This is a genomic window from Bradyrhizobium lupini, from assembly GCF_040939785.1.
Lineage (GTDB): Bacteria > Pseudomonadota > Alphaproteobacteria > Rhizobiales > Xanthobacteraceae > Bradyrhizobium > Bradyrhizobium canariense_D.
This window is the reverse complement of sequence record NZ_CP162553.1, coordinates 558,624-577,867: the sequence shown is the minus strand read 5'-3', so window position 1 is coordinate 577,867 and position 19,244 is coordinate 558,624. Positions and strand designations below refer to the sequence as shown.

Sequence of the window (19,244 nt, the reverse complement as noted above, 5' to 3'; positions counted from 1 at the left end):
AAATGACTCCCGCTGCCCGGCTGTCCGCAGCCATCGAACTGATCGACACCATCGAGAAGGACCGCGTGCCCGCGGCCAAGGCGCTGAAGGAGTGGGGCACCGCGCACCGCTTCGCCGGATCCGGCGACCGCGCCGCCATTGCCGGCCTCGTCTGGGACGTGCTGCGCCGCTATGCTTCGAGCGCCTACCTGATGGATTCGGACACCGCGCGTGCTCGGCTGATCGGCATGCTCCGCCTCGAGTGCAACATGGACGCGGCGACCATGGCCGCGCTGTTCGACGGCAGCCGCTTTGCCCCCGCGCCGTTGACCGAGGCCGAGCAGGCCGCGCTCGCCTCGCGGTCGCTTGAAGGTGCCCCGGCCGCGATCGCCGGTGACTATCCGGAATGGCTGGATCCGTATTTGGCAAAAGCGTTCGGCGACGAACGCGTCGCGGAGGCGGCCGCGATGGCGAGCCGGGCGCCGCTCGACCTGCGCGTCAACACGTTAAAATCCAATCGCGACAAGACGCTGGGGGCGCTTGCTCACCTTCATGCGAAACCGACGCGTTGGTCCGCAACCGGCCTGCGCATCGAGCTTTCGGCCGATGCGCGCAACCCCGGTATCCAGGCCGAAGAGGATTTTATCAAGGGTGCCATTGAAGTGCAGGATGAGGGGTCACAGCTTGCGGCTGCCTTGACCGCGGCAAAACCTGGCGAGCAGGTGATCGATCTCTGTGCGGGGGCCGGCGGCAAGACGCTGGCGCTCGCCGCGATGATGCAGGGCAAGGGCCGGCTGATCGCGACCGACAGCGACAAGCGGCAACTTGCGCCCATTCACGAACGCCTGTCGCGCGCCGGCGTCCACAATGCCGATGTGCGCACGCCCAAGGGCGAGGCCGATCCGCTGGCGGAGATCAGCGCGACCGCCGACCTCGTCGTGATCGACGCGCCCTGCACGGGAACCGGAACCTGGCGCCGCAATCCCGATGCCAAATGGCGCATGCGTCCGGGCGCGTTGGAGATCCGCTTGCGGGACCAGACCGCGGTGCTCGATCGCGCGGTTCCGCTGCTCAAGGCCGGCGGCCGCATTGCCTACATCACCTGCTCGGTGCTCTCAGAGGAGAACGGCGACCAGGTGAGGGCGTTCACCGCCCGCCATCCCGAGTTCGCTGTGGTGCCGCCCGAGCAGACCGCGAGCGTGCTCTGGGACAAGGCCGAGGAGTTTGCGCAAGCCGCGCTGCAATCGCCGGAAGGCTGGCTGATGACGCCGCGGCGGACGGGGACGGACGGGTTCTTCGTCTCGGTCTTGAAGAAGGCATAGCCCACCCCACGACATCGCGGATGACGCGACGCCTGTCACACCAAACAAGAACCCCGCGAACCGGAACCCGGTCGCGGGGTTTTCTAACTCGACGTTCTGCCGGTACGTCCGTGGTCAGAACGGTGCGCGGGCTTTAGCCGACGCGGAGATTGTCAGCCGAGGACTTGCCGCTGCGACGATCGGCGACGATGTCGAACGAGACCTTCTGACCTTCGTTGAGGGTCGAGAGGCCAGCGCGCTCGACGGCGCTGATGTGCACGAACACGTCCTTGTCGCCGTCATCCGGCTGAATGAAACCAAAACCCTTTTGATTGTTGAACCACTTCACGGTGCCCATAGCCATGGGAATTTCCTTTGCTTAAGAAGTTAACACGCGGACCGGTACGCACTATTGCGCCCATAGTCCTGATCAGTCGATGTTGGAGAAATCATCTGAAGCGTGCGCGCCCGTCAGCAACGAAGCGAAGCGGCCCAGTCGTTCGGCCAAGTATCGATGATCACAATATAGCGAGATTTTGGGGCCACTTCAAGGCACCACCCGCCGCTCGGGATGTCGCCGAATTTTGCTATTTTGCGGTGCAAATTAACCCTTCCGGGGCGCCTCAATCGACGATAAACAGCGTCGCCCCCGTCGTCGTCGAGGATCGGTGCGCTGCATCGCCGAAATCCGAGACCTGGTAGCTCATCCCCGCCGTGAGCTTGAACTTGCGGCCGTCGCGCAGCTCGCTGTCGAGCTCGCCCTGCAGCACGTACAGCACGTGGCCGCGGTCGCACCAATGGTCGGCGAGATAGCCCGGCGAATATTCGACCATCCGCACCCGGAGATCGCCGATGTCGAGCGTACGCCACTTGGCTTGCCCGGTCTCGCCGGGATGGACGGTCGGCTCGACCTTGCTCCAGTCGGTGACGGTGAAAGGGGAGGTGGGGAGCTTCATGATGGTGATCCTGAGGCGGCGACGGCAGTGCCGTTACTATCGGATGCTTTCGCGGTAGTCCTCATTTTTACAGTTCTTATTGTTTTCGGCCCTTATTTTTGCCCATGCATCAGCGCGCAATCTGCCGTCACCGGCATCCTGCTTGCGATGATGACCCAGACCAGCAGCGCGGCGGCACTGATTCCCGCGCCGAGCACGCAGACGCCGGACCAGCCGGCCATCGCGTACACCATCGTCGACGCGATCGCGCCAATCGCGCTTCCGACCGAGTAGAACACCATGTAACCGCCCACCAGTCGGCTCGCCGCATCGGGCCACACGGCGATGATCAGGCTCTGGCTCGTCACGTGCACGGCCTGGAGTCCCAGATCCAGCACGATCACGCCGGCGACGACCAGCCAGAGCGAGCTTTGCAGGCAGGCGATCGGAGCCCAGGCACCCAGCATCAGCAGCAGTGACAGCCCGGTGGTCCGCTGGGCCCATCCGAGATCGGCAAGCCGCCCGGCATTGCGCGCCGCGAGCGCTCCGGCGAACCCGGCGACGCCGAGCAATCCGATGGTGGTATGCGACAGCGCGAAGGGAGGCGCCGAGAGCGGCAGCACGATCGACGTCCAGAACACGTTGAGATTGGCGAAGATCAGAAACGCAAACAACGCGCGCTCGCGCAGTATCGGCTCCTCGACAAACAGCGAGGCGGTTGAGCGCAACAGCGACAGATAAGAGGATCGGGCCAGCGCCGACTGCCGGCCGCGCGGCAGCACGCGCAGGAGCAGCGCCGCCATGGCCAGCATGAGGCCGGCCGAGACCAGGTAGACCATTCGCCAGCCGCCGAAATCGGCCAGCGCGCCCGAGGCGAACCGCGCCAGCAGGATGCCGGCGACGACGCCGCTCGTGACGGTGCCGATCGCGCGGCCGCGCCCGTCCGGTCTGGCCAGCGTCGCGGCAAAGGCGACGAGGACCTGGACGACGACGGCGAGCATGCCGACTAGCGCCATTCCCACAAGCAGCACGGCGGCATGCGCCGCCGTGCCGACGATGACGAGGCCGATCGCCGACAGCACGGTCTGGCCGACGATCAGGCGGCGGCGATCCCAGAGGTCGCCGAGCGGCACGATTAGGATCAAGCCGAACGCGTAGCCGATCTGGGTAAAGGTCACCACCATCCCGATCGCGGCGGGGTCGATGCCGAGATCGCGCGCCATGGCATCGAGCAGCGGCTGCGCGAAGTAGATATTGGCGACGCTCAGGCCGCAGGTCAGCGCCAGCAGCATCGCCATCCCGCGCGAGAGCCCGCGCCCGGCGGTGTCGTCGGCCTTTTCGTCGGCGTTGGTCGGTCCGGCTGTGGCGGCATCGTGGATTGTCATTGTCGTCTCCGGCACGTTCTATCTAGTCTTAAAATAAGACCAGTTGCACACCGCGCTGTCCAGTCCTATTTTAAGACCAATTTGGAGGGCGGCGAATGAAGCGGACCGGTTTTGCCGAGGCTGACTGCCCGGTGGCGCGTGCACTGGACGCAGTTGGGGACATTTGGTCGCTTCTGATCGTGCGCGATGCCTTCGACGGGCTGCGTCGATTTGGCGATTTCCAGAAGAACCTCGGCATCGCCAAGGGCATGCTCACTGCGCGGCTGCACAGGCTGGTGGAGCTTGGCGTGCTCGAACTGATTCCGGCCTCCGACGGCAGCGCCTATCGGGAATATGCGCTGACCAAGAGGGGGCGCGAGCTGTTTCCAGTCGTGGTCAGCTTGCGCCAATGGGGCGAAGCGATCTCTACGCGCGCGGCGAAGTCCATTCGGACCTGGTGGACGAGACGGGCCAGCCGGTCGGGAAGCTCGTGCTTCCGTCGCGGGCCGGCCGTCCGCTGGCATGGTCCGATACCAGGGTGAGAAAGGCCGGTCTGCGCAAGCGCTGATTCGCGTCGGCCTTGGTGCGTCCTCGAGCTAGAAGCGCGACTCAGGGCACCGGATGATTCGCCGATCCCTGCACGATCTTTCCGGCCGCGTTCAACCAGCAGATATTCGCAGATCCGCTTTCCCCGCTCGTTCTCGTAGAACACCACCACGCTATCAGGGCTGACGAACAATTCGATCAGCGAGAAATGCAGGTTCGGCAACAGCGCGAGCGCCTTGCCCCAATAGGCGCGTAACGCATCCTTGCCGCGCACGGTACCGCTTTCATCGAACCCCAACATGGGGATGCGGTCCGAGGTCATCACGGCGTCCTCGTCATAGAGCGTGAGCACGCGTTCGAGGTCGCGCGCGTTCCAGGCCTCGACCCAGGTGCGGCCGAGCTCTGCAAGCGATGAGGGCTGATGATGGTTTGGCATGGCGTTCTCCCTGATCGGGCCATATAGGTCAATAATACTTACCTATATCGATTTGTCCATACCCCAAAGAAGAATGTGGGCGCGCGGCCCGCGCGGTTGCGGGAAAAGCCCCCGTCGCGTATCTGCTTGCCATGACAGCAGCACAGACCGACCGCTCCGCGTCGACGCCCTCCGTGGCCTCGGCGCATGACAAGATTCTCATCGTCGACTTCGGCAGCCAGGTGACGCAGCTCATTGCGCGTCGCGTGCGCGAGGACGGCGTCTATTGCGAGATCGTCCCGTTCAACAAGGCCGAACAAGCCTTCAACGAGATGAAGCCGAAGGCGGTGATTCTCTCCGGCGGCCCTGAATCGGTGCATGAGGCGGGCTCGCCCCGCGCGCCGCAAGCGATCTTCGATTCCGGCGTGCCCGTGATGGGCATCTGCTACGGCCAGATGGCGATGGCAGAGCAGCTCGGCGGCACTGTCGAGGGTGGCCATCACCGCGAATTCGGCCGCGCCGATGTCGAGGTGAAGGCGCCGAGCAAGCTGTTCGAGGACGTCTGGTTACCAGGCGGCAAGAACCAGGTCTGGATGAGCCATGGCGACCGCATCACCAAGATGCCGCCGGGCTTCTCGGTGGCCGGCACCTCGCCGAACGCGCCGTTCGCCATCATCCAGGACGAGACGCGCAAATATTACGGCCTGATGTTCCACCCGGAAGTGGTGCACACGCCCGACGGCGCCAAACTGATCCGCAATTTCGTTCGCAAGATCGCGGGCCTTTCCGGCGACTGGACCATGCGCGCCTTCCGCGAGGAGGAGATCGCGAAGATCCGCACCCAGGTCGGCAAGGGCAGGGTGCTCTGCGGCCTGTCCGGCGGAGTCGATTCCGCCGTCGCGGCCGTGCTGATCCACGAAGCCATCGGCGAGCAGCTCACCTGCGTGTTCGTCGATCACGGCATGCTGCGCCTTGACGAAGCCAAGACCGTGGTCGACCTGTTCCGCCACCACTACAACATCCCGCTCGTGCACGTGGATGCCTCGAAGCAGTTTTTGGGCGAGCTCGAAGGCGTCACCGACCCGGAAGTGAAGCGCAAGACCATCGGTCGCCTCTTCATCGAGGTGTTCGAGGCGGAGGCCAAGAAGATCGGCGGCGCTGACTTCCTGGCGCAAGGCACGCTCTATCCTGACGTGATCGAGAGCGTCTCCTTCACCGGCGGCCCGTCGGTGACGATCAAGTCGCACCACAATGTCGGCGGTCTCCCCGAGCGCATGAACATGAAGCTGGTCGAGCCCCTGCGCGAGCTGTTCAAGGACGAGGTGCGCAAGCTCGGCCGCGAGCTCGGCCTGCCCGAAATCTTCGTCGGCCGCCACCCGTTCCCGGGCCCCGGTCTCGCCATCCGCTGCCCCGGCGAGATCACCCGCGACAAGCTCGAGATCCTGCGCAAGGCGGACGCGGTCTACATCGACCAGATCAGGAAGCACGGTCTCTACGACGACATCTGGCAGGCCTTTGCCGTGCTGCTTCCTGTGAAGACCGTGGGCGTCATGGGCGACGGCCGCACCTACGACTTCGTCGTCGGCCTGCGCGCCGTCACCTCCACCGACGGCATGACCGCGGACTTCTACCAGTTCGACATGAAGTTCTTGGGCGAGACCGCGACGCGCATCATCAACGAGGTGAAGGGCGTGAACCGGGTGGTGTATGACGTGACCAGCAAGCCGCCTGGGACGATTGAGTGGGAGTAGGGGGCTGCAGCAAGCTCTAGGTATTCAAGGATCGGGAAATCTCATGGCCGACTTGGCGTCTCAGCCTACATCTGTCCAGACCATCTATAGCTGGTACCGTGAGGGCAAGCTTTTAGTAAACCGGCGCTACCAGCGAAAACTCGTGTGGACGCTGGAGGAAAAGCAAAAGCTAATCGAGTCATTCTTGAAAAAATATCCGGTGCCAGCGATCTTGCTCGCTGAGCGTGATGGCGGGCCGGCGACGTACGAAATTATCGATGGGCTGCAAAGGCTCCACTCGATCGTATCGTTCATTGAGAACGCCTTTCCTCTCATGGACGGGAGATATTTCCACGTTGATCTTTTTCCGACAGCAAAAGCTGCTGCGGACGAGGGGCGTTTTTCTAAGGCTAAGGACGTAGCGCTGGTCGGGGCTAAGGAAGTTTCTACTCTGCTCGATTATTCTCTGGCTATGTCTGTGATGAGGAATGCGTCTGACGGCGAGATCAACGACGTTTTCGATCGAATTAACACATATGGGCATCGCCTGAGCGATCAAGAGCGAAGGCAGGCAGGAGTCCAGAACGAGTTTTCTTCGACCGTTCGGAACCTCGCAAGCCTTCTTCGGGGGGATGTTTCTCTCGATATCCTGCCCCTTGAATCGATGCCATCCATCAGCATCGATCTACCGATGTCCAATCACGGCTATGAAGTTAAGGCAGACGAAGTCTTTTGGGTTAACCAGGGAGTTCTCAGATCCACCGACCTGAGAGACAGTCTCGACGAACAGTATATTGCTGATATCGTTGCATGCATTGTTGGCGGTGAGCCCATCGAAAGATCGAAGGATGCACTCGATGAGATCTACGTCAAGGGAGCGAGTGAGTCCGATAGGATCCTAAGCGCCTTGGAGGTCTACGGGGCCAACAAAGTCACTGATGAGATCAAATTTTGCATTGGTGAGGTGTTGAAGGTCTGCAACGCCGGTCAACCTGTTAAGCTCCGTAGTCTAATCTTTCCGAAGACAAACACCAATGCGTTTCCTTCGATCTTTGCGGTTCTCCTGATTGCATTTCATGAGCTGATTGTTGGAGAAGGTAAAAAAGTCGCGGACTACGAAGGGCTCCAAAAAGCACTAGAGAATATCTCAAGTCGAATAGAGGCGGGTCGGAAGGCTACTGCTCCAGAAGAACGGCGCAAGAACGTCAATGCCGTCAAGGGGATCATTGGCTCCAACTTTGTGAAGGGGACAAAGTTGGCGGAAGAAATCTATTCCAATCATACGGCAGTCGACATCGAGAGTGTCATTCGTCGTTCCGAAATCGAACTGGCAAATTATGAGTTGAAGCAGGGGCTGTTGGTTTTGGAGCCCAATGGCGCGGAAGATCCTAAGATGATCGCCAAAGTCGTCAAGACCATTTGTGCGGTCGCAAACATTGGCCCGAAGAGCACAGGAAAAATATCAATCGGCGTTACAGACAAGAAAGCCGATGCAGATCGCATTAAGAAAATTGATGGTATCGATGCCAAGAAGATCGGCAAGAGGTTCGTTGTCGGTGTGAATAGAGAGGCCGATCGCCTTGGTATTTCCGTCGAAAAATACTTCGCGAAATGGAAGGATGGAATCAAGAAATCTGGTCTATCGCCTGTGCTTCGTGATGACGTGCTCTCGAATATGGATTTCAATTCCTTTTACGGCTTGGGTTTAATTGCGATTTCTGTACCGCCGCAAAAGGAGCTGTCGTACGTCGACGATGAAGTTTATTGGCGCAATGGGGATTCGACAGAGCGCGCCACGACATCCAAGCAAGTTGCGGGCATCGCTCTGCGATTTGGATCGAGCGCAGGATGATCAACGACAGTGACGAAGCTGTCGTCCCCGCATGTGGAATTGGTGGTCGATGCACCGTCCAGCTTACACCGCGCCTAGTCGTGCCAATCAAAGCACCGGGTTCGATCAATGAATGAACGGTTTAGGAATTCGACCGGAGTGTCGGATCCCGGTGAAGTGCATAGATCCATGCTTCAGGTAGGACGCTTGTGAGGGCCGTAGGTCACGGCTTTACGAAGCGATAGGCGAAGCGATCGGTCTTGCCCTTGAACGGAGAATACCTTGTTGACCGATACGGGACTTCAGAAGCTCAAGCCTGGCAAGAAGCTTTACAAGCTCGGCGACCTCGACGGCATGTACGTTGCCGTCCTGCCCATCAATGGGCGCAAGCAGGTCTGTGAAAGTGGCGACCACACCATCAAGGTGGTGCATTGATGCGCGCCGCGTTGAAAGTGGTGATGGCCGCAATATTTGCCATGCCGGCTGCGGTGGCTCTGGCGAAGTCTCCGGACTGCGCGAGTTGGCCCACTAACATGGCCCTCGTGCACCTCAAGAACGCCGGCCTGATTGATATCCCATCGGTGATCGAGGCGCAGACCAAGGCCGTTCGTCTCGCATCCGAAAAGATCGGCAAGGACCTCTACCAGCAAATTTACGACATCACCTTTCACACCAGGGATGGCAAGACGATCGAGGTCATCACGAAAAACCAGGCATCGAGCGAGGAATGCTCCATGAGCGGCGTCGACGTCTACGTGGTCTCGAACAAAATCGGTGGCTCGACAGAGCTGCCATCTGCCGGCACGCCTAAAAAGTGATCCGGCTGCACCGAAAGCTCAAGACCTGCAACTGACCCGCGGCGGATGCGTAGGGCGGATTAGCCGCAAGGCGTCATCCGCCCTCTCTCGCCGAGTGGCGCGCAAGATGGCGGATTACGCCTCGCTAATCCGCCTACGATCTCTGTCACGGCTTCACGAATCGATAGGCGAAGCGGTCGGTCTTGCCCTTGATCGCGGGATCGGACGCCTTGATCGTGTGCGGATCGTCCTTGTTCGCGAGCAGGGTGCTTTCGGCGTCCAGGACGAAGCCGGCCGCCTCCACCTCCGCGCGAACGGAGGCAGGCTCGATCCGATGCAGCGATTGGGCCTCGCTCGTGCCCGCCCCGAGGGCGGCGGCGTGGTCTACGATGACGTAGGACCCGCCGGGCTTCAGCCGCTCGTAGACGGCGCGATTGAAGTCGGCCGCCGTCGCGCCCCTGGCCTGGATCAGCGCGGTGTGGAGGTCGTGATAGAACAGGTGCAGCCACAGGACATCCGCTGGTCGAGTGACCTGCGGCATCGCCACGAGGTCCGCTGACACGGCTTCGACGTTGTCTCGGCCCGGCTCCTTCGCAAGCCTCCGCATAAGGCCGAGCGGATCGTTCTTGAAGTGCGCGACTTCGGCCGGCACGAAGCTGTCAACCCGTCCTTCGGGTCCCACGATCTCGGAGAAGACACGGGTCCAGTCGCCGTCGCCTGGGTAAACGTCGATCACGGTGGCGCCCGCATCGATACGTGCGAACCGGATCAACTCGGACAGCTTGGATTGGTCGTACATCTGGATTTCCTTTAGGCTTGGGCATTCGACACGCGCGCGGCTCGTGCCAGTGCCTGCGTGTCGACGTACTCCCGGATGTTCGTCAGTTTGCCGTTGCGAACGGCGATGGCGAAGACCCAGTCGTCCCTAAACGTCTTGTTCGTGGCTTTGATCTTTCCCTTTGCGAATCCGACGACCAGGACCCGGTCTCCTTGCGCCACGAACTCGCGGGGTTCGGTGGACGTTTCGATCGACTTGGATGCCGTCTCGAGCAAATCCGCCACCCCGTCGTGCCCGCGATGCGTTCCGGCCAGCGGCCAGTCCTCGCCGGGGATGATCCACTCGATGTCCTCGCTGACCAGCGCCAGCAGAGCCTCGCTGTCGCCGCGGCCGATCGCGGCGAAGAAGTCCTTCACGGTCTGGATGTTCTTGTCGGTGCTCATAGTCATTTCTCCATGTCACTCGGATCGGATCGCGCGCGATCCGATCCCGTGTGTCGTATCCCCCAGGGTGGGAACCTCGTGTTCGTCAGTCGAACTTGACCAGATCCTTGAAGATCAGTTGACCCCAGCTGTTTCCACGCGCCTGCAGGAGCAGTCCGCCTTCCGAAAGCCCGCCAAGCTTGATCGGCGCGAAGCCGAGAGTTTCCGCAAGCGTGCCAATCTCCACTGTGGCGTCGTGATCGTCGCTCGCCAGGAACACGACTCTCCTGCCACCATGGAGGGCCGGATCCTGGGCAAGGACGGCAGCACCCAAATGGTTGAAGCCCTTGACCAGTCGACCGCCGGTGAAGGCTTGCGCGAGGGCCTTGGACGAAGGTTGTCCCCCCAGTCTCTCAGGCGGCACGCCGTAGGCGTTGGTCACATCGACGATCGTCTTGCCCTGCCAGGTGGGCAGCGCTTTCGCGACATCCTGGTGCGACTCGAAACGGACCGCCAAAAAGACGATGTCCGCCTTGACGGCGTCCGCCAGCTTTTTGGGAATGATCGAGGGTCCGATCACGGCCGCGGCGGATGTAAAGCTTTCCGGGTCGCGCGTGGTTGCAACGGAGACTTCGATGCCGTTGCGGGCAAACGCGCTGGCCAGGGCTTGGCCGATAGGGCCGAAGCCGATGATTGCGTAGCTCATGATGTTTCTCCGAATTTGTGTCGATGGCGCGGTCAGACCTGGGCCATGCCGCCATCGACGGCGAGATCCACGCCGGTGATGTAAGAACTTTCATCGGAGGCGAGGAACGTGACGGCAGCCGCGATTTCCTCCGGCTTGCCCCTGCGACCCATCGGGACCTGTGAAGCAAATTGGCTGGCCGCTTGCTCGGCTTGCTCGCGGGTCAAGCCCGTCGTCGTCTCCAGGGCGGGAGTCTCCGTTGGCCCGGGGCTCATCGTATTGACGCGGATTTTGCGGTCCTTCAGCTCCAGCGTCCAAGCGCGCGAGAAGCTGCGCACCGCCGCCTTGCTCGCGGCGTAGACGCTGAACCCCGGCAACCCCTTCACGTTCGACACCGAAGAGTTCAGGATGATCGAACCGCCGTCCTTAAAGAGGGGGAGGGCTTTCTGCACCGTAAAGAACAGGCCTTTCACGTTCACATCGAAGGTCTGGTCGAAATGGGCCTTGGTCGCTAGCGCGAGCGGCGCGATTGTCCCCGCGCCTGCGTTCGCGAAGAGAATGTCGATGTGACCATGTTTCTCCTTCACGACGGCATAGAGCCGGTCCAGATCTTCCAGGCGCGACACGTCGCTCACGACCGTCGTCACGTTTCTCTCGATGAAGGCTGCGGCCTCCTTCAGCTCTTTCTCGCGTCGCCCGGTGATCACCACGTGCGCACCTTCGTCCACGAAGCGCTTGGCCGTGGCCAATCCAATGCCGCTGCTGCCGCCGGTGATGACGGCGATCTTGCCTTCTAGTTTTTTCATGATGTTTATCTTTCATTGTGTGTGGGCCAGGCGCGGGACCGCGCCGGGATCAGAGTTGCGCCAGGCCGCCGTCGACGGCGACTTCGCTGGCGGTCATGAAGCTGCTGTCCGAGGAGGCGAGAAAGGCAGCCACCGCCCCGATCTCCGCCGGATCGGCCATGCGCTGCAGCGGAGTCATCGCGGCGAACACCTTCTGTCCCTCTTCGCCCAGCGCTTCCTTCGCGAGTTCGGTCGCGGTCGCTCCGGGCGACAGCACGTTGACCCGGATGCCGCTGCCTTTCAGGTCCTCCGCCCAGGTCCGCGCGAGGTTTCGCACGGCCGCCTTGCTCGCGCTGTAGGCGCTCATGGCCGGGGCGCCCGTCGTGCCGGCGCTCGATCCCGTCAGGATGATCGAACCGCCCCGGCGCATCAGCGGCAGCGCCTTCTGCACCGTGAAAATCGTACCCTTCACATTGGTGTCGAAGGCCTCATCGATGTGCGCGGCGGTGATCTTGCCGAGCGCAAGCTGACTTCCCGCGCCGGCATTGGCGAAGACGATGTCGAGGGTTCCGCGCTCGGCCTTCACCGCCGCGTAGAGGCGGTCGAGGTCGGCTTCATCCGAGACCGAGCCCTTCACCGCGCGGGCATTGGGCCCGAGGGCGGCGACAGCAGCGTCGAGGGCTTGCTGTCGGCGGCCGAAGATGAAGACGAAAGCGCCATCCTCGATGAAGCGCTTTGCCGCGGCGCGGCCGATGCCGGTCGCGCCACCCGTGATGACTGCAACCTTGCCGTCAAGCTTTCCCATAATGTCTCCTGTCGTGGTGTCGGGGCAGCATCTGCCCCCGAGGACCCCGACATAGGTCCGCCGGCCCTAAGCGTTGAGTGCGGAAGCGCGCACATCGGTGGTGCGAAATCGATCCGGCCGGACGACTAACGCCGACGGCGACGATCGGTGTCCGTCGCTCAGAAAGGGCCCTGCTGGCCGGAACCGGCTATGATCACTGCCCATACTGCTGTAGGAGGCATCAGATACGGCTTGAAAGGCGCACCGCGCGGTGCGGGATTGCACCATGATCGACTGGGACGATGTTCGCTATTTTCTAGCCGTCGCGCGGGGAGGCTCGGTGCGGGCGGCCGCCGAGCACCTCGGCGTGAACCACGCGACCGTGCTGCGACGCATCGCCCAGCTCGAGGAACGCCTTGGGGTCCAGATGTTCGAAAAGCTGCCTTCGGGCTACCGGCTGACGGCTGCGGGCGAGGAGGTCCTCGAATTCGCCGACCAGATGGAAGCCTCGTCACACCAGCTGGAGACGCGCGTGTTCGGGCGCGATCAGAGCGTGCGCGGGCGTCTGCGGGTGACGCTGGCGCCGCCGATGGCGACACATTTGCTGATGCCTGATTTCGCCGATTTCGCGCGTCTGCATCCCGATATCGAGATGGATGTCCTGTCGTTCGGCGAACTGGCAAATCTGACCAACCGTGAGGCCGACGTCGCGATCCGCGTCGTCTACGAGCGCAAAACCCTGCCGCAAAATCTTCATGGCATGAAGGGACCGGAGCTGTTCGGCGCCGTCTACATGTCCAGGGATCGACTGGCCGCGTGGCGTGCGGGCGCGCCGGATCCCTTCCGCTGGATCGTCATCAGCATGCACGGCATCCCGGATTGGGCCAGCGCGGGCGAGGTTCGCACCACGGACGTTCCATTCAGGACCAGTGACGCCGGAGCGCAGATCGCTGCTGTCCGGCAAGGGCTGGGGATCACGACACTGCCGTGCTTCGTCGGCGATGCCGACCCGCTGCTGGTGCGGGTGCCGGGGACCGACCTGCACATGTACGGAACGGTCTGGCTCCTCACGCAGGGAGAGACGCGCAAGACCAAGCGCGTGCGGCTGTTCACGGAGTTCGTATCACGCAGGCTCGCCGCGTACGCGCCGCTGCTGGCGGGGCTGTCGGTGGCGCGCGAGTGACGCGGGGCGGGTCGTGGGCGGAAAGCTTGGCCTCGACAGATCAAGGCGTTATCGTGCTTCCGAAACAATCGAGTGGGAGTAGGGTTGTGACTGCTATTGATCCAGCATCGCTGGGTGTTGTTTCCTGGAGAGGCAGCGCCGCTTAGGTCATGGGGTTTGGGGTATTCATCCATCGATTGGACTCGATCTACGACGACAGCCCCGCTGAGCAGTACCAATTTCCCAGTCAATATCTTCATCGCGTTGAAGCCTGCATCGGCGATTGGATAGTATATTACGAACCGAGCAAGGTTGCTGAAACGCGCGGTTACTTTGCAATTGCTCGGGTTCAGCAGGTTCTTCCCGATCCCGGTACTTCCGGGATGTATCTCGCTTTAATGGAACCGGGAAGCTATCTCGATTTTGCCAATTCAGTCCCATTCAACGGACCGACGGGTCCAGTAGAGCGCGGTGTTCTTAACGAACAGGGGCGGATTTCAGGACGCGCTCAGTCCGCAGTCCGCCCAATCTCTCCCGACGATTTCAATAGAATATGCGAGCTTGGTTTCGCGGAGAACGCGCCGCTGCTGCCGCGGCGCGACGGCGACCTTCCATCGCTCGATCTTAATGACCAGCCGCAGGTGCCATTCGCGGTTGAGCAGCAGCGCGACCGTGTTAGCGTAACGATCTCGAAAGTCCTGCGTGATCGAGTTTTCCGCCGCATCGTGCTGCGTGCCTATAAAGAGCGTTGCGCCATCACCGGCCTCAAGCTCATCAATGGAATGGGGCGCGCGGAGGTCGCGGCGGCTCACATACGCTCCGTCGAGGCAAACGGGCCGGACATCATCAGCAATGGCGTTGCTCTTTCGGGCACCGCACATTGGATGTTTGATCGTGGTCTCATCAGCTTCGCGGACGATCTGGAGATATTGATCTCGCGCCAGACAAACGATCTGGAGGGAGTGCAATCGATCATCAACAAGACGGAGCGCGCTCTTGCGCCGCGTCGTGCGTCAGATCGGCCACATCCGCACTTCTTAAAGTGGCACCGCGAGCATTGTTTCAAGCAATAAGCAAAACCATACGGCTCATGCGTTCGTACCCGCCCGCCGCTGAGCCGCAATCAGCATCTCCACAAACGCGGTCACCTTCGGCGGGCGGAAGCGGGCTGCGGGGTAGACCGTGTGGATGCCGCCGGATGGCAGTTGCCATTGCGGCAGGATGTGGATGAGGCGGCCCGCCGCGAGATCGTCGGCCACCAGGAAATCCGGCAGCACCGAAAGGCCGCCGCCGGCGAGCACCGCTGCGAGCACCCCCGGCGTCGTGTCGATGGCGATGCTCGCCTGCAGGCGCACGGCGCGTCGGTCGAGATCACCGCGCGAGAACTGCCACAGCAACGGCTCGCGCAGCGCCATGTTGGCGATGAACGGTAGCGTCACCAATTCGTCGGGATCGCGCGCGGCGATCCGATCCGCGAATGCGGGAGCGCCGACCAGACATTGCCGGAACGATCCGATCTTGCGCGCCTGCAGGCTGGAATCGACCAGCCACCCCACACGGATCGCCATGTCGATCTGGCCTGAGGCGAGATCGACGGTCTGATCTTCGAGCGTCAACTCCACGCGGCAGTGGGGATAGCGTGCCGCGTAGGCCGTGACGACGGCGACGACGACGGCGGTGCCGTAGTCGTTGGGCGCCGTGATCCGCAAGGTGCCGGTCGGCGCGGCGGCTGCCTGAGCGAGCTCGTCGAAGGCATCCTCCGCTTCGCGCAGGATCATGACGCAGCGCGCATGAAACATGCGGCCCGCCTCGGTCGGATGAACCCGGCGCGTCGTGCGCACGAGCAGGCTGGTGCCGAGATCGCGCTCCAGCTGCGCCACCTGCTGGCTCACCACGGCCTTGGTGATGCCGAGCCGTTCGGCGGCCCGCGTGAACGATCCGCTGTCCACGACGGCTGCGAAGTAGGCCAGTCGGTTCAGGTTCATGGGCTCTGTCCGGTCAGATTTATTGTCAGTCAATACCATACATTATGTCTGTTTTGTTGATATTTATCTACCAATGTGCGCGTGCCACATTGCGGTTCAAGGAGATCGCCATGTCCGCGCCCATTCAAATCACCTACCTGTTCGATCCGCTCTGCGGCTGGTGCTACGGCGCCGCCACGCTGCTCGAACAGCTCGTGACCTGTCCGGATTTCGCTGTCGAACTTGCGCCGACAGGTCTGTTCGCCGGCGAGGGCGCCCGTCCGATGGACGACGGCTTTGCCGCTTATGCCTGGAGCAACGACCAGCGGATTTCGCGCTTGAGCGGCCAGCCCTTCAGCGAAGCCTATCGCCGCGATGTGCTGGGCGACCGTACGGGCCTGTTCGATTCCGGTCCGGCGACACTGGCGCTCACGGCTGTCGCGCTCACGGCGCCTGATCGGGAGTTCGCGGCGCTGAAGGCCTTCCAGCTCGTCCGCTATGTCGAGGGCCGCGACAGCACGGACATCTCCGTTCTGTCGGATGTGCTGCGCGCGATGAATTTCCCGGAGGTTGCCGCGCGCCTGGCGAGCCCCGACGCCGCGTTGATCGCCGCGTATCGCGCACGCCTCGAGGCCGCGCGTGCCGAGATGCGCCGGTTCGGTGCAAGCGGCGTCCCGGCCCTCATCGTCGGGGCGGGCGATGACCGCCGCCTCGTGCAGGCAAGCGCCCTGTTCGGCAGCCTGAACGTCCTGATCGACGGACTGAAGGCGGCCTGAGCGCAGCGGTCAACACGACCGGACGATAAGTGTGAATTTCCCAATCGCAGACTAGCACCAGGAGACCAACATGCCGACAAGGAGAACCATCATGAAAACCACTCTCGCCGCGGGCGCCGCCGCCGTCTTCGCACCCGCAGGCCTCGGCCATGCCGCGGGCGGGCTCGCCTGGAAGCATTTTCCGGCCGGACAGAACGGCTTCTTCCGGGCGCCCGTTCTGGTGTCCGGGCCAAGCGAAGCCGTGCTGATCGATGGCGGCTTCACGCTGTCCGATGGCAAGGCTGTCGCCGACGCCATCAAGGCCACCGGCAAGAAGCTCACCACCATCTATATCAGCCAGTCGGACCCGGATTATTATTTCAGCCTCGGCGCGATCAAGGCTGTCTTCCCCGAGGCCCGCGTGCTCGCGTCGCCAGCGACATTGGCGGCCATTCACGCCAGCGTCGAAAAGAAGCTTGCCGTCTGGGGGCCGCAACTCAAGGCGAACGGCCCGCAGGTGCTGGCCGATGTGGTCATCCCCGAAGCGTTCGACGGCAAGACGCTCAGCGTCGACGGCGAGACCATCGAGATCGTCAGCGCCGACGGCCTGGCCAACCGGCGCTATCTGTTCGTACCCTCGCTCAACGCGGTGTTCGGCGGCGTGCTGATCTTCTCCGGCGTCCATGTCTGGACCGCCGACACGCCGACCAGGGAGCAGCGCGTCGCCTGGATCGCCAATCTCGAAAAGATCGCGGCGCGCAAGCCGGCGATCGTCGTGCCCGGCCATTTGTCGGCGGATGCGAAGACCGACCTGTCCGGTGTCGAGCACACCATCGCCTACCTCAAGGCGTTCGACGAAGAGTTGGCCAAAACCAAGGATTCGGCGGCGCTCAAGGCGGCGATGGAAGCGCGCTTCCCCGGCCTCGGCATGGGCGTTGCGCTCGACATCGGCGCCAAGGTCGCCACCGGCGAGATGAAGTGGGGTTGAGATGGGGGCGAACCTCGACCTGATCCGCGCCACCTATGAGGGATCATCGTCGTAAGAGAACGGCCGCAACTTGCTGGCCGCTCTCGCTCCCGATGCCGCATGGACCGAAGCGGAAGGGTTTCCATACGCGGGCACCTATGTCGGGGCGCACGCGATCATATCAGGCGTGTTCCGGCGTCTCGCCACCGAATGGACCGGCTACCGCGCCGACGTTCACACCTATCTCGAAGACGGCGACCGCGTCGCCGCCTTCGGCGTCTACTCCGGGACCTACAAGGCGACGGGCAAGTCCATGCGCGCCAATTTCGCGCATCTCTATCTGGTGAAGGACGGCAAGATCGCCAGCATGACCCAATATGTCGACACCGCGATGGTGCAAAAGGCATTGGAGCCTGCCGGCCGGTAACAGCCGCATCACGTCGGAATGCAGGAGGGGGGCCCGCGACATGCGGGCTCCCTTTTTCGTTCCGGCGTCTGCTAGATCTTGATGGAATTGTGCCTGGCCGAGGAAGTCCACCGCGCGCCAGAACGTGGTCATGGATATGACCGCCGGCCCCGTCTATACCGAGGTCCCACGACAGGCCAGAGCGGCGATCGTATGCTCGCAGTCATGGTGTTGAAGATATGACTGCCGACGACCTTGGATTTTTGACGTGAGGAGCCATGGCGGTTTCGGAAGACAACAAATCTCTCGCCCGCTATCTGAGAGATGTTACGCAGAGTTCACCGACGGTTACGAAATATTGGGATGACGCCCACGTCAGTGACGTCGACATCATGATCATCAAGGACGTGCCGGCAGGAGGCGTTTCCACTTATGCCAGCCTCGCGCTCTCTGATGCGAAGACAGGCCTGACATCAGGCGGCAAGGCCCTGGGCGTCGAGATTCTGCTGGCTCTGGCGACGGAATGCGCCGAGGGCGCCAACATGATCGCGACTTGCGCTTTCAGCATCAAGAAGGGCGAGATCACACCCTTGCCCGGCGTCGTCATTCCGCGAGCCCTGGAACTGTATGGCGAAGGGCGCGAGATGAAGCACGCCATGCTCATCTCTCCGTTCTTGTGGGACCTGAAAACACAGTCCTTCTCGGCCAAGTCCGTCGCCTGGCTGCAGGTACTGCCTATTTCCGACGCCGAGCGGGACTACGCGCTGGCGAACGGGCCCGAAGCGCTGGAGGATCTGTTCCAGGACCGACAGATCGACGTGTTCGACATCGATCGTCCCAGCGCTCTTTGATACCCGGACCGCCGCTATCTTCGTGGACGCCTGCGCCTCGCCTGGATGATGCTGATGGCATTCAGCCTGGAGGGTATCGCTTCGGGTCTCCCTACCGCGGCGCCAGCCCCGCGCCGTTTTGAAATGCCAACAGCCCAATGCAGAAAATCGCTGCGCCAACCCACAGCACCACCGGGACCAGGTACGGCGACGAAATGACTTCGAGCACCGGGAACGCCTTGTCTGATACAAACCTTCTGTGCGCCACCCATGCGGTTACGACGAGGGGTGTAAAGGCGACAACGAAGTAAAGCGCCCCCAGGACCCAGCCAAAGGCAGTCAAATCCCTGGATCGCGTGACCTCTCCCGCGAAGCCAAGCGCGGCAATTGATACGAACGCGCCTACGCGCTGATGAGGAGCTCGGCAGCCAGGACGACGATGGATAGAGTTGCAGTCATGCTTGGATTCCGTTTGCGAATGAGATTTCCCTGAAGCCGCAGCCCGATGGCCGGTGACCGCATCAGCCACGATTGAAGTCCTCGAGATCGCGGATGAAGCGTTCGAAGTCGGGCGCCAGTTCGTGTAGAGGAAGGTAGTTCATCCGTACTGACATCTTGAAGGGGAACGCCCACTTTGTGGGTGAAGGGGGGCCGACAGTCTAACGCGTAGAGGAAGGTGCTTGCAATCGGTGTGGTCTTCCCTGAGGAAACCAGTTGCCGGACGTAGCTCCATCCGGGCTAGCGATCCGTGCCAAACCGCAAGATCGGTCGAGCGTGTCATGGCCGTCAGCGACTAGATGGAGCCGCC

20 protein-coding genes and 3 pseudogenes are annotated in these 19,244 nt (G+C 62.2%); 12 read left to right on the top strand and 11 right to left on the bottom strand.

The features are described from left to right. The first annotated feature begins 2 nt into the window (after positions 1–2). Positions 3–1,301, top strand: a complete 1,299-nt coding sequence (locus AB3L03_RS03150) for an RsmB/NOP family class I SAM-dependent RNA methyltransferase (protein WP_368508226.1) — start codon at positions 3–5, stop codon at positions 1,299–1,301. Between the two features lie 133 nt (positions 1,302–1,434). Here the strand turns inward: AB3L03_RS03150 and AB3L03_RS03145 are convergent, their stop codons facing one another. From AB3L03_RS03145 to AB3L03_RS03135, 3 genes are all read right to left on the bottom strand, one after another. Beyond that, positions 1,435–1,644, bottom strand: a complete 210-nt coding sequence (locus tag AB3L03_RS03145) for a cold-shock protein (RefSeq protein ID WP_007592195.1) — start codon at positions 1,642–1,644, stop codon at positions 1,435–1,437. 259 nt (positions 1,645–1,903) lie between these two features. After that, positions 1,904–2,236 (bottom strand): DHCW motif cupin fold protein, encoded by a 333-nt coding sequence (locus tag AB3L03_RS03140; RefSeq protein WP_085362172.1) that lies wholly within the window; start codon positions 2,234–2,236, stop codon positions 1,904–1,906. Positions 2,237–2,328: 92 nt separating this feature from the next. After that, positions 2,329–3,513: an MFS transporter gene (locus AB3L03_RS03135; RefSeq protein ID WP_368509122.1), complete on the bottom strand. Its 1,185-nt coding sequence runs from the start codon at positions 3,511–3,513 to the stop codon at positions 2,329–2,331. Between the two features lie 182 nt (positions 3,514–3,695). On the opposite strand from AB3L03_RS03135, the pseudogene AB3L03_RS03130 reads away from it, so the two are divergent. After that, positions 3,696–4,147, top strand: a pseudogene (locus AB3L03_RS03130) (winged helix-turn-helix transcriptional regulator). Positions 4,148–4,188: 41 nt separating this feature from the next. Here the strand turns inward: AB3L03_RS03130 and AB3L03_RS03125 are convergent. Continuing rightward, positions 4,189–4,561, bottom strand: a pseudogene (locus tag AB3L03_RS03125) (nuclear transport factor 2 family protein). A gap of 131 nt (positions 4,562–4,692) precedes the next feature. Here AB3L03_RS03125 and guaA point away from each other — a divergent pair. The 4 genes and pseudogenes from guaA (at position 4,693) to AB3L03_RS03105 (ending at position 8,919) form a co-directional block, all read left to right on the top strand. Then, positions 4,693–6,291: a glutamine-hydrolyzing GMP synthase gene (guaA, locus tag AB3L03_RS03120; RefSeq protein ID WP_018459190.1), complete on the top strand. Its 1,599-nt coding sequence runs from the start codon at positions 4,693–4,695 to the stop codon at positions 6,289–6,291. Positions 6,292–6,334: 43 nt separating this feature from the next. After that, the gene (locus AB3L03_RS03115; protein ID WP_368508225.1) at positions 6,335–8,122 is read left to right on the top strand and encodes a DUF262 domain-containing protein; all 1,788 of its coding nucleotides are present in this window, start codon (positions 6,335–6,337) and stop codon (positions 8,120–8,122) included. Positions 8,123–8,383: 261 nt separating this feature from the next. After that, positions 8,384–8,476, top strand: a pseudogene (locus AB3L03_RS03110) (integrase); the annotation flags it as partial. A gap of 59 nt (positions 8,477–8,535) precedes the next feature. Beyond that, the gene (locus tag AB3L03_RS03105) at positions 8,536–8,919 is read left to right on the top strand and encodes a hypothetical protein (protein ID WP_368508224.1); all 384 of its coding nucleotides are present in this window, start codon (positions 8,536–8,538) and stop codon (positions 8,917–8,919) included. 145 nt (positions 8,920–9,064) lie between these two features. On the opposite strand, the gene AB3L03_RS03100 is transcribed toward AB3L03_RS03105, so the two are convergent. From AB3L03_RS03100 to AB3L03_RS03080, 5 genes are all read right to left on the bottom strand, one after another. Then, the gene (locus AB3L03_RS03100; RefSeq protein WP_368508223.1) at positions 9,065–9,697 is read right to left on the bottom strand and encodes a methyltransferase; all 633 of its coding nucleotides are present in this window, start codon (positions 9,695–9,697) and stop codon (positions 9,065–9,067) included. An 11-nt stretch (positions 9,698–9,708) separates the two neighbouring features. Continuing rightward, positions 9,709–10,119: a nuclear transport factor 2 family protein gene (locus tag AB3L03_RS03095; RefSeq protein ID WP_085352861.1), complete on the bottom strand. Its 411-nt coding sequence runs from the start codon at positions 10,117–10,119 to the stop codon at positions 9,709–9,711. An 85-nt stretch (positions 10,120–10,204) separates the two neighbouring features. Next, positions 10,205–10,804, bottom strand: a complete 600-nt coding sequence (locus tag AB3L03_RS03090) for an NADPH-dependent F420 reductase (RefSeq protein ID WP_085352862.1) — start codon at positions 10,802–10,804, stop codon at positions 10,205–10,207. 32 nt (positions 10,805–10,836) lie between these two features. Continuing rightward, positions 10,837–11,589 (bottom strand): SDR family NAD(P)-dependent oxidoreductase, encoded by a 753-nt coding sequence (locus tag AB3L03_RS03085; RefSeq protein WP_247455685.1) that lies wholly within the window; start codon positions 11,587–11,589, stop codon positions 10,837–10,839. A 49-nt stretch (positions 11,590–11,638) separates the two neighbouring features. Beyond that, positions 11,639–12,373: an SDR family NAD(P)-dependent oxidoreductase gene (locus AB3L03_RS03080; RefSeq protein ID WP_085352864.1), complete on the bottom strand. Its 735-nt coding sequence runs from the start codon at positions 12,371–12,373 to the stop codon at positions 11,639–11,641. Positions 12,374–12,638: 265 nt separating this feature from the next. On the opposite strand from AB3L03_RS03080, the gene AB3L03_RS03075 reads away from it, so the two are divergent. Beyond that, positions 12,639–13,535 carry a LysR family transcriptional regulator gene (locus tag AB3L03_RS03075; protein WP_018459184.1) on the top strand — a complete coding sequence of 299 codons (897 nt, stop codon included), beginning with the start codon at positions 12,639–12,641 and terminating at the stop codon, positions 13,533–13,535. Positions 13,536–13,684: 149 nt separating this feature from the next. After that, positions 13,685–14,587 (top strand): HNH endonuclease, encoded by a 903-nt coding sequence (locus AB3L03_RS03070; protein WP_368508222.1) that lies wholly within the window; start codon positions 13,685–13,687, stop codon positions 14,585–14,587. Between the two features lie 15 nt (positions 14,588–14,602). Here the strand turns inward: AB3L03_RS03070 and AB3L03_RS03065 are convergent, their stop codons facing one another. Beyond that, entirely contained in the window at positions 14,603–15,499 is an 897-nt protein-coding gene (locus AB3L03_RS03065; RefSeq protein ID WP_368508221.1) for a LysR family transcriptional regulator, read from the bottom strand. Between the two features lie 110 nt (positions 15,500–15,609). On the opposite strand from AB3L03_RS03065, the gene AB3L03_RS03060 reads away from it, so the two are divergent. The 4 genes from AB3L03_RS03060 to AB3L03_RS03045 all read left to right on the top strand — a co-directional run bounded on the left by AB3L03_RS03060 (position 15,610) and on the right by AB3L03_RS03045 (position 18,457). Next, on the top strand, positions 15,610–16,254 hold the full coding sequence (locus AB3L03_RS03060) for a DsbA family protein (protein WP_368508220.1): 645 nt from the start codon (positions 15,610–15,612) through the stop codon (positions 16,252–16,254). 70 nt (positions 16,255–16,324) lie between these two features. Beyond that, on the top strand, positions 16,325–17,221 hold the full coding sequence (locus tag AB3L03_RS03055; RefSeq protein ID WP_368508219.1) for an MBL fold metallo-hydrolase: 897 nt from the start codon (positions 16,325–16,327) through the stop codon (positions 17,219–17,221). Positions 17,222–17,291: 70 nt separating this feature from the next. Further along, the gene (locus AB3L03_RS03050) at positions 17,292–17,627 is read left to right on the top strand and encodes a nuclear transport factor 2 family protein (RefSeq protein ID WP_368508218.1); all 336 of its coding nucleotides are present in this window, start codon (positions 17,292–17,294) and stop codon (positions 17,625–17,627) included. Between the two features lie 371 nt (positions 17,628–17,998). Further along, positions 17,999–18,457 (top strand): suppressor of fused domain protein, encoded by a 459-nt coding sequence (locus AB3L03_RS03045; protein WP_368508217.1) that lies wholly within the window; start codon positions 17,999–18,001, stop codon positions 18,455–18,457. Positions 18,458–18,548: 91 nt separating this feature from the next. Here the strand turns inward: AB3L03_RS03045 and AB3L03_RS03040 are convergent, their stop codons facing one another. Next, positions 18,549–18,965 carry a hypothetical protein gene (locus tag AB3L03_RS03040; protein WP_368508216.1) on the bottom strand — a complete coding sequence of 139 codons (417 nt, stop codon included), beginning with the start codon at positions 18,963–18,965 and terminating at the stop codon, positions 18,549–18,551. Positions 18,966–19,244 lie beyond the last annotated feature (279 nt).

Excerpts from the sequence above, each read along its gene's own strand:
- AB3L03_RS03150 (WP_368508226.1), top strand. The coding sequence starts at position 3 with ATGACTCCCGCTGCCCGGCTGTCCGCAGCCATCGAACTGATCGACACC.
- AB3L03_RS03145 (WP_007592195.1), bottom strand. The coding sequence starts at position 1,644 with ATGGCTATGGGCACCGTGAAGTGGTTCAACAATCAAAAGGGTTTTGGT.
- AB3L03_RS03140 (WP_085362172.1), bottom strand. The coding sequence starts at position 2,236 with ATGAAGCTCCCCACCTCCCCTTTCACCGTCACCGACTGGAGCAAGGTC.
- AB3L03_RS03135 (WP_368509122.1), bottom strand. The coding sequence starts at position 3,513 with ATGGCGATGCTGCTGGCGCTGACCTGCGGCCTGAGCGTCGCCAATATC.
- guaA (WP_018459190.1), top strand. The coding sequence starts at position 4,693 with ATGACAGCAGCACAGACCGACCGCTCCGCGTCGACGCCCTCCGTGGCC.
- AB3L03_RS03115 (WP_368508225.1), top strand. The coding sequence starts at position 6,335 with ATGGCCGACTTGGCGTCTCAGCCTACATCTGTCCAGACCATCTATAGC.
- AB3L03_RS03105 (WP_368508224.1), top strand. The coding sequence starts at position 8,536 with ATGCGCGCCGCGTTGAAAGTGGTGATGGCCGCAATATTTGCCATGCCG.
- AB3L03_RS03100 (WP_368508223.1), bottom strand. The coding sequence starts at position 9,697 with ATGTACGACCAATCCAAGCTGTCCGAGTTGATCCGGTTCGCACGTATC.
- AB3L03_RS03095 (WP_085352861.1), bottom strand. The coding sequence starts at position 10,119 with ATGAGCACCGACAAGAACATCCAGACCGTGAAGGACTTCTTCGCCGCG.
- AB3L03_RS03090 (WP_085352862.1), bottom strand. The coding sequence starts at position 10,804 with ATGAGCTACGCAATCATCGGCTTCGGCCCTATCGGCCAAGCCCTGGCC.
- AB3L03_RS03085 (WP_247455685.1), bottom strand. The coding sequence starts at position 11,589 with ATGAAAAAACTAGAAGGCAAGATCGCCGTCATCACCGGCGGCAGCAGC.
- AB3L03_RS03080 (WP_085352864.1), bottom strand. The coding sequence starts at position 12,373 with ATGGGAAAGCTTGACGGCAAGGTTGCAGTCATCACGGGTGGCGCGACC.
- AB3L03_RS03075 (WP_018459184.1), top strand. The coding sequence starts at position 12,639 with ATGATCGACTGGGACGATGTTCGCTATTTTCTAGCCGTCGCGCGGGGA.
- AB3L03_RS03070 (WP_368508222.1), top strand. The coding sequence starts at position 13,685 with ATGGGGTTTGGGGTATTCATCCATCGATTGGACTCGATCTACGACGAC.
- AB3L03_RS03065 (WP_368508221.1), bottom strand. The coding sequence starts at position 15,499 with ATGAACCTGAACCGACTGGCCTACTTCGCAGCCGTCGTGGACAGCGGA.
- AB3L03_RS03060 (WP_368508220.1), top strand. The coding sequence starts at position 15,610 with ATGTCCGCGCCCATTCAAATCACCTACCTGTTCGATCCGCTCTGCGGC.
- AB3L03_RS03055 (WP_368508219.1), top strand. The coding sequence starts at position 16,325 with ATGCCGACAAGGAGAACCATCATGAAAACCACTCTCGCCGCGGGCGCC.
- AB3L03_RS03045 (WP_368508217.1), top strand. The coding sequence starts at position 17,999 with ATGATCATCAAGGACGTGCCGGCAGGAGGCGTTTCCACTTATGCCAGC.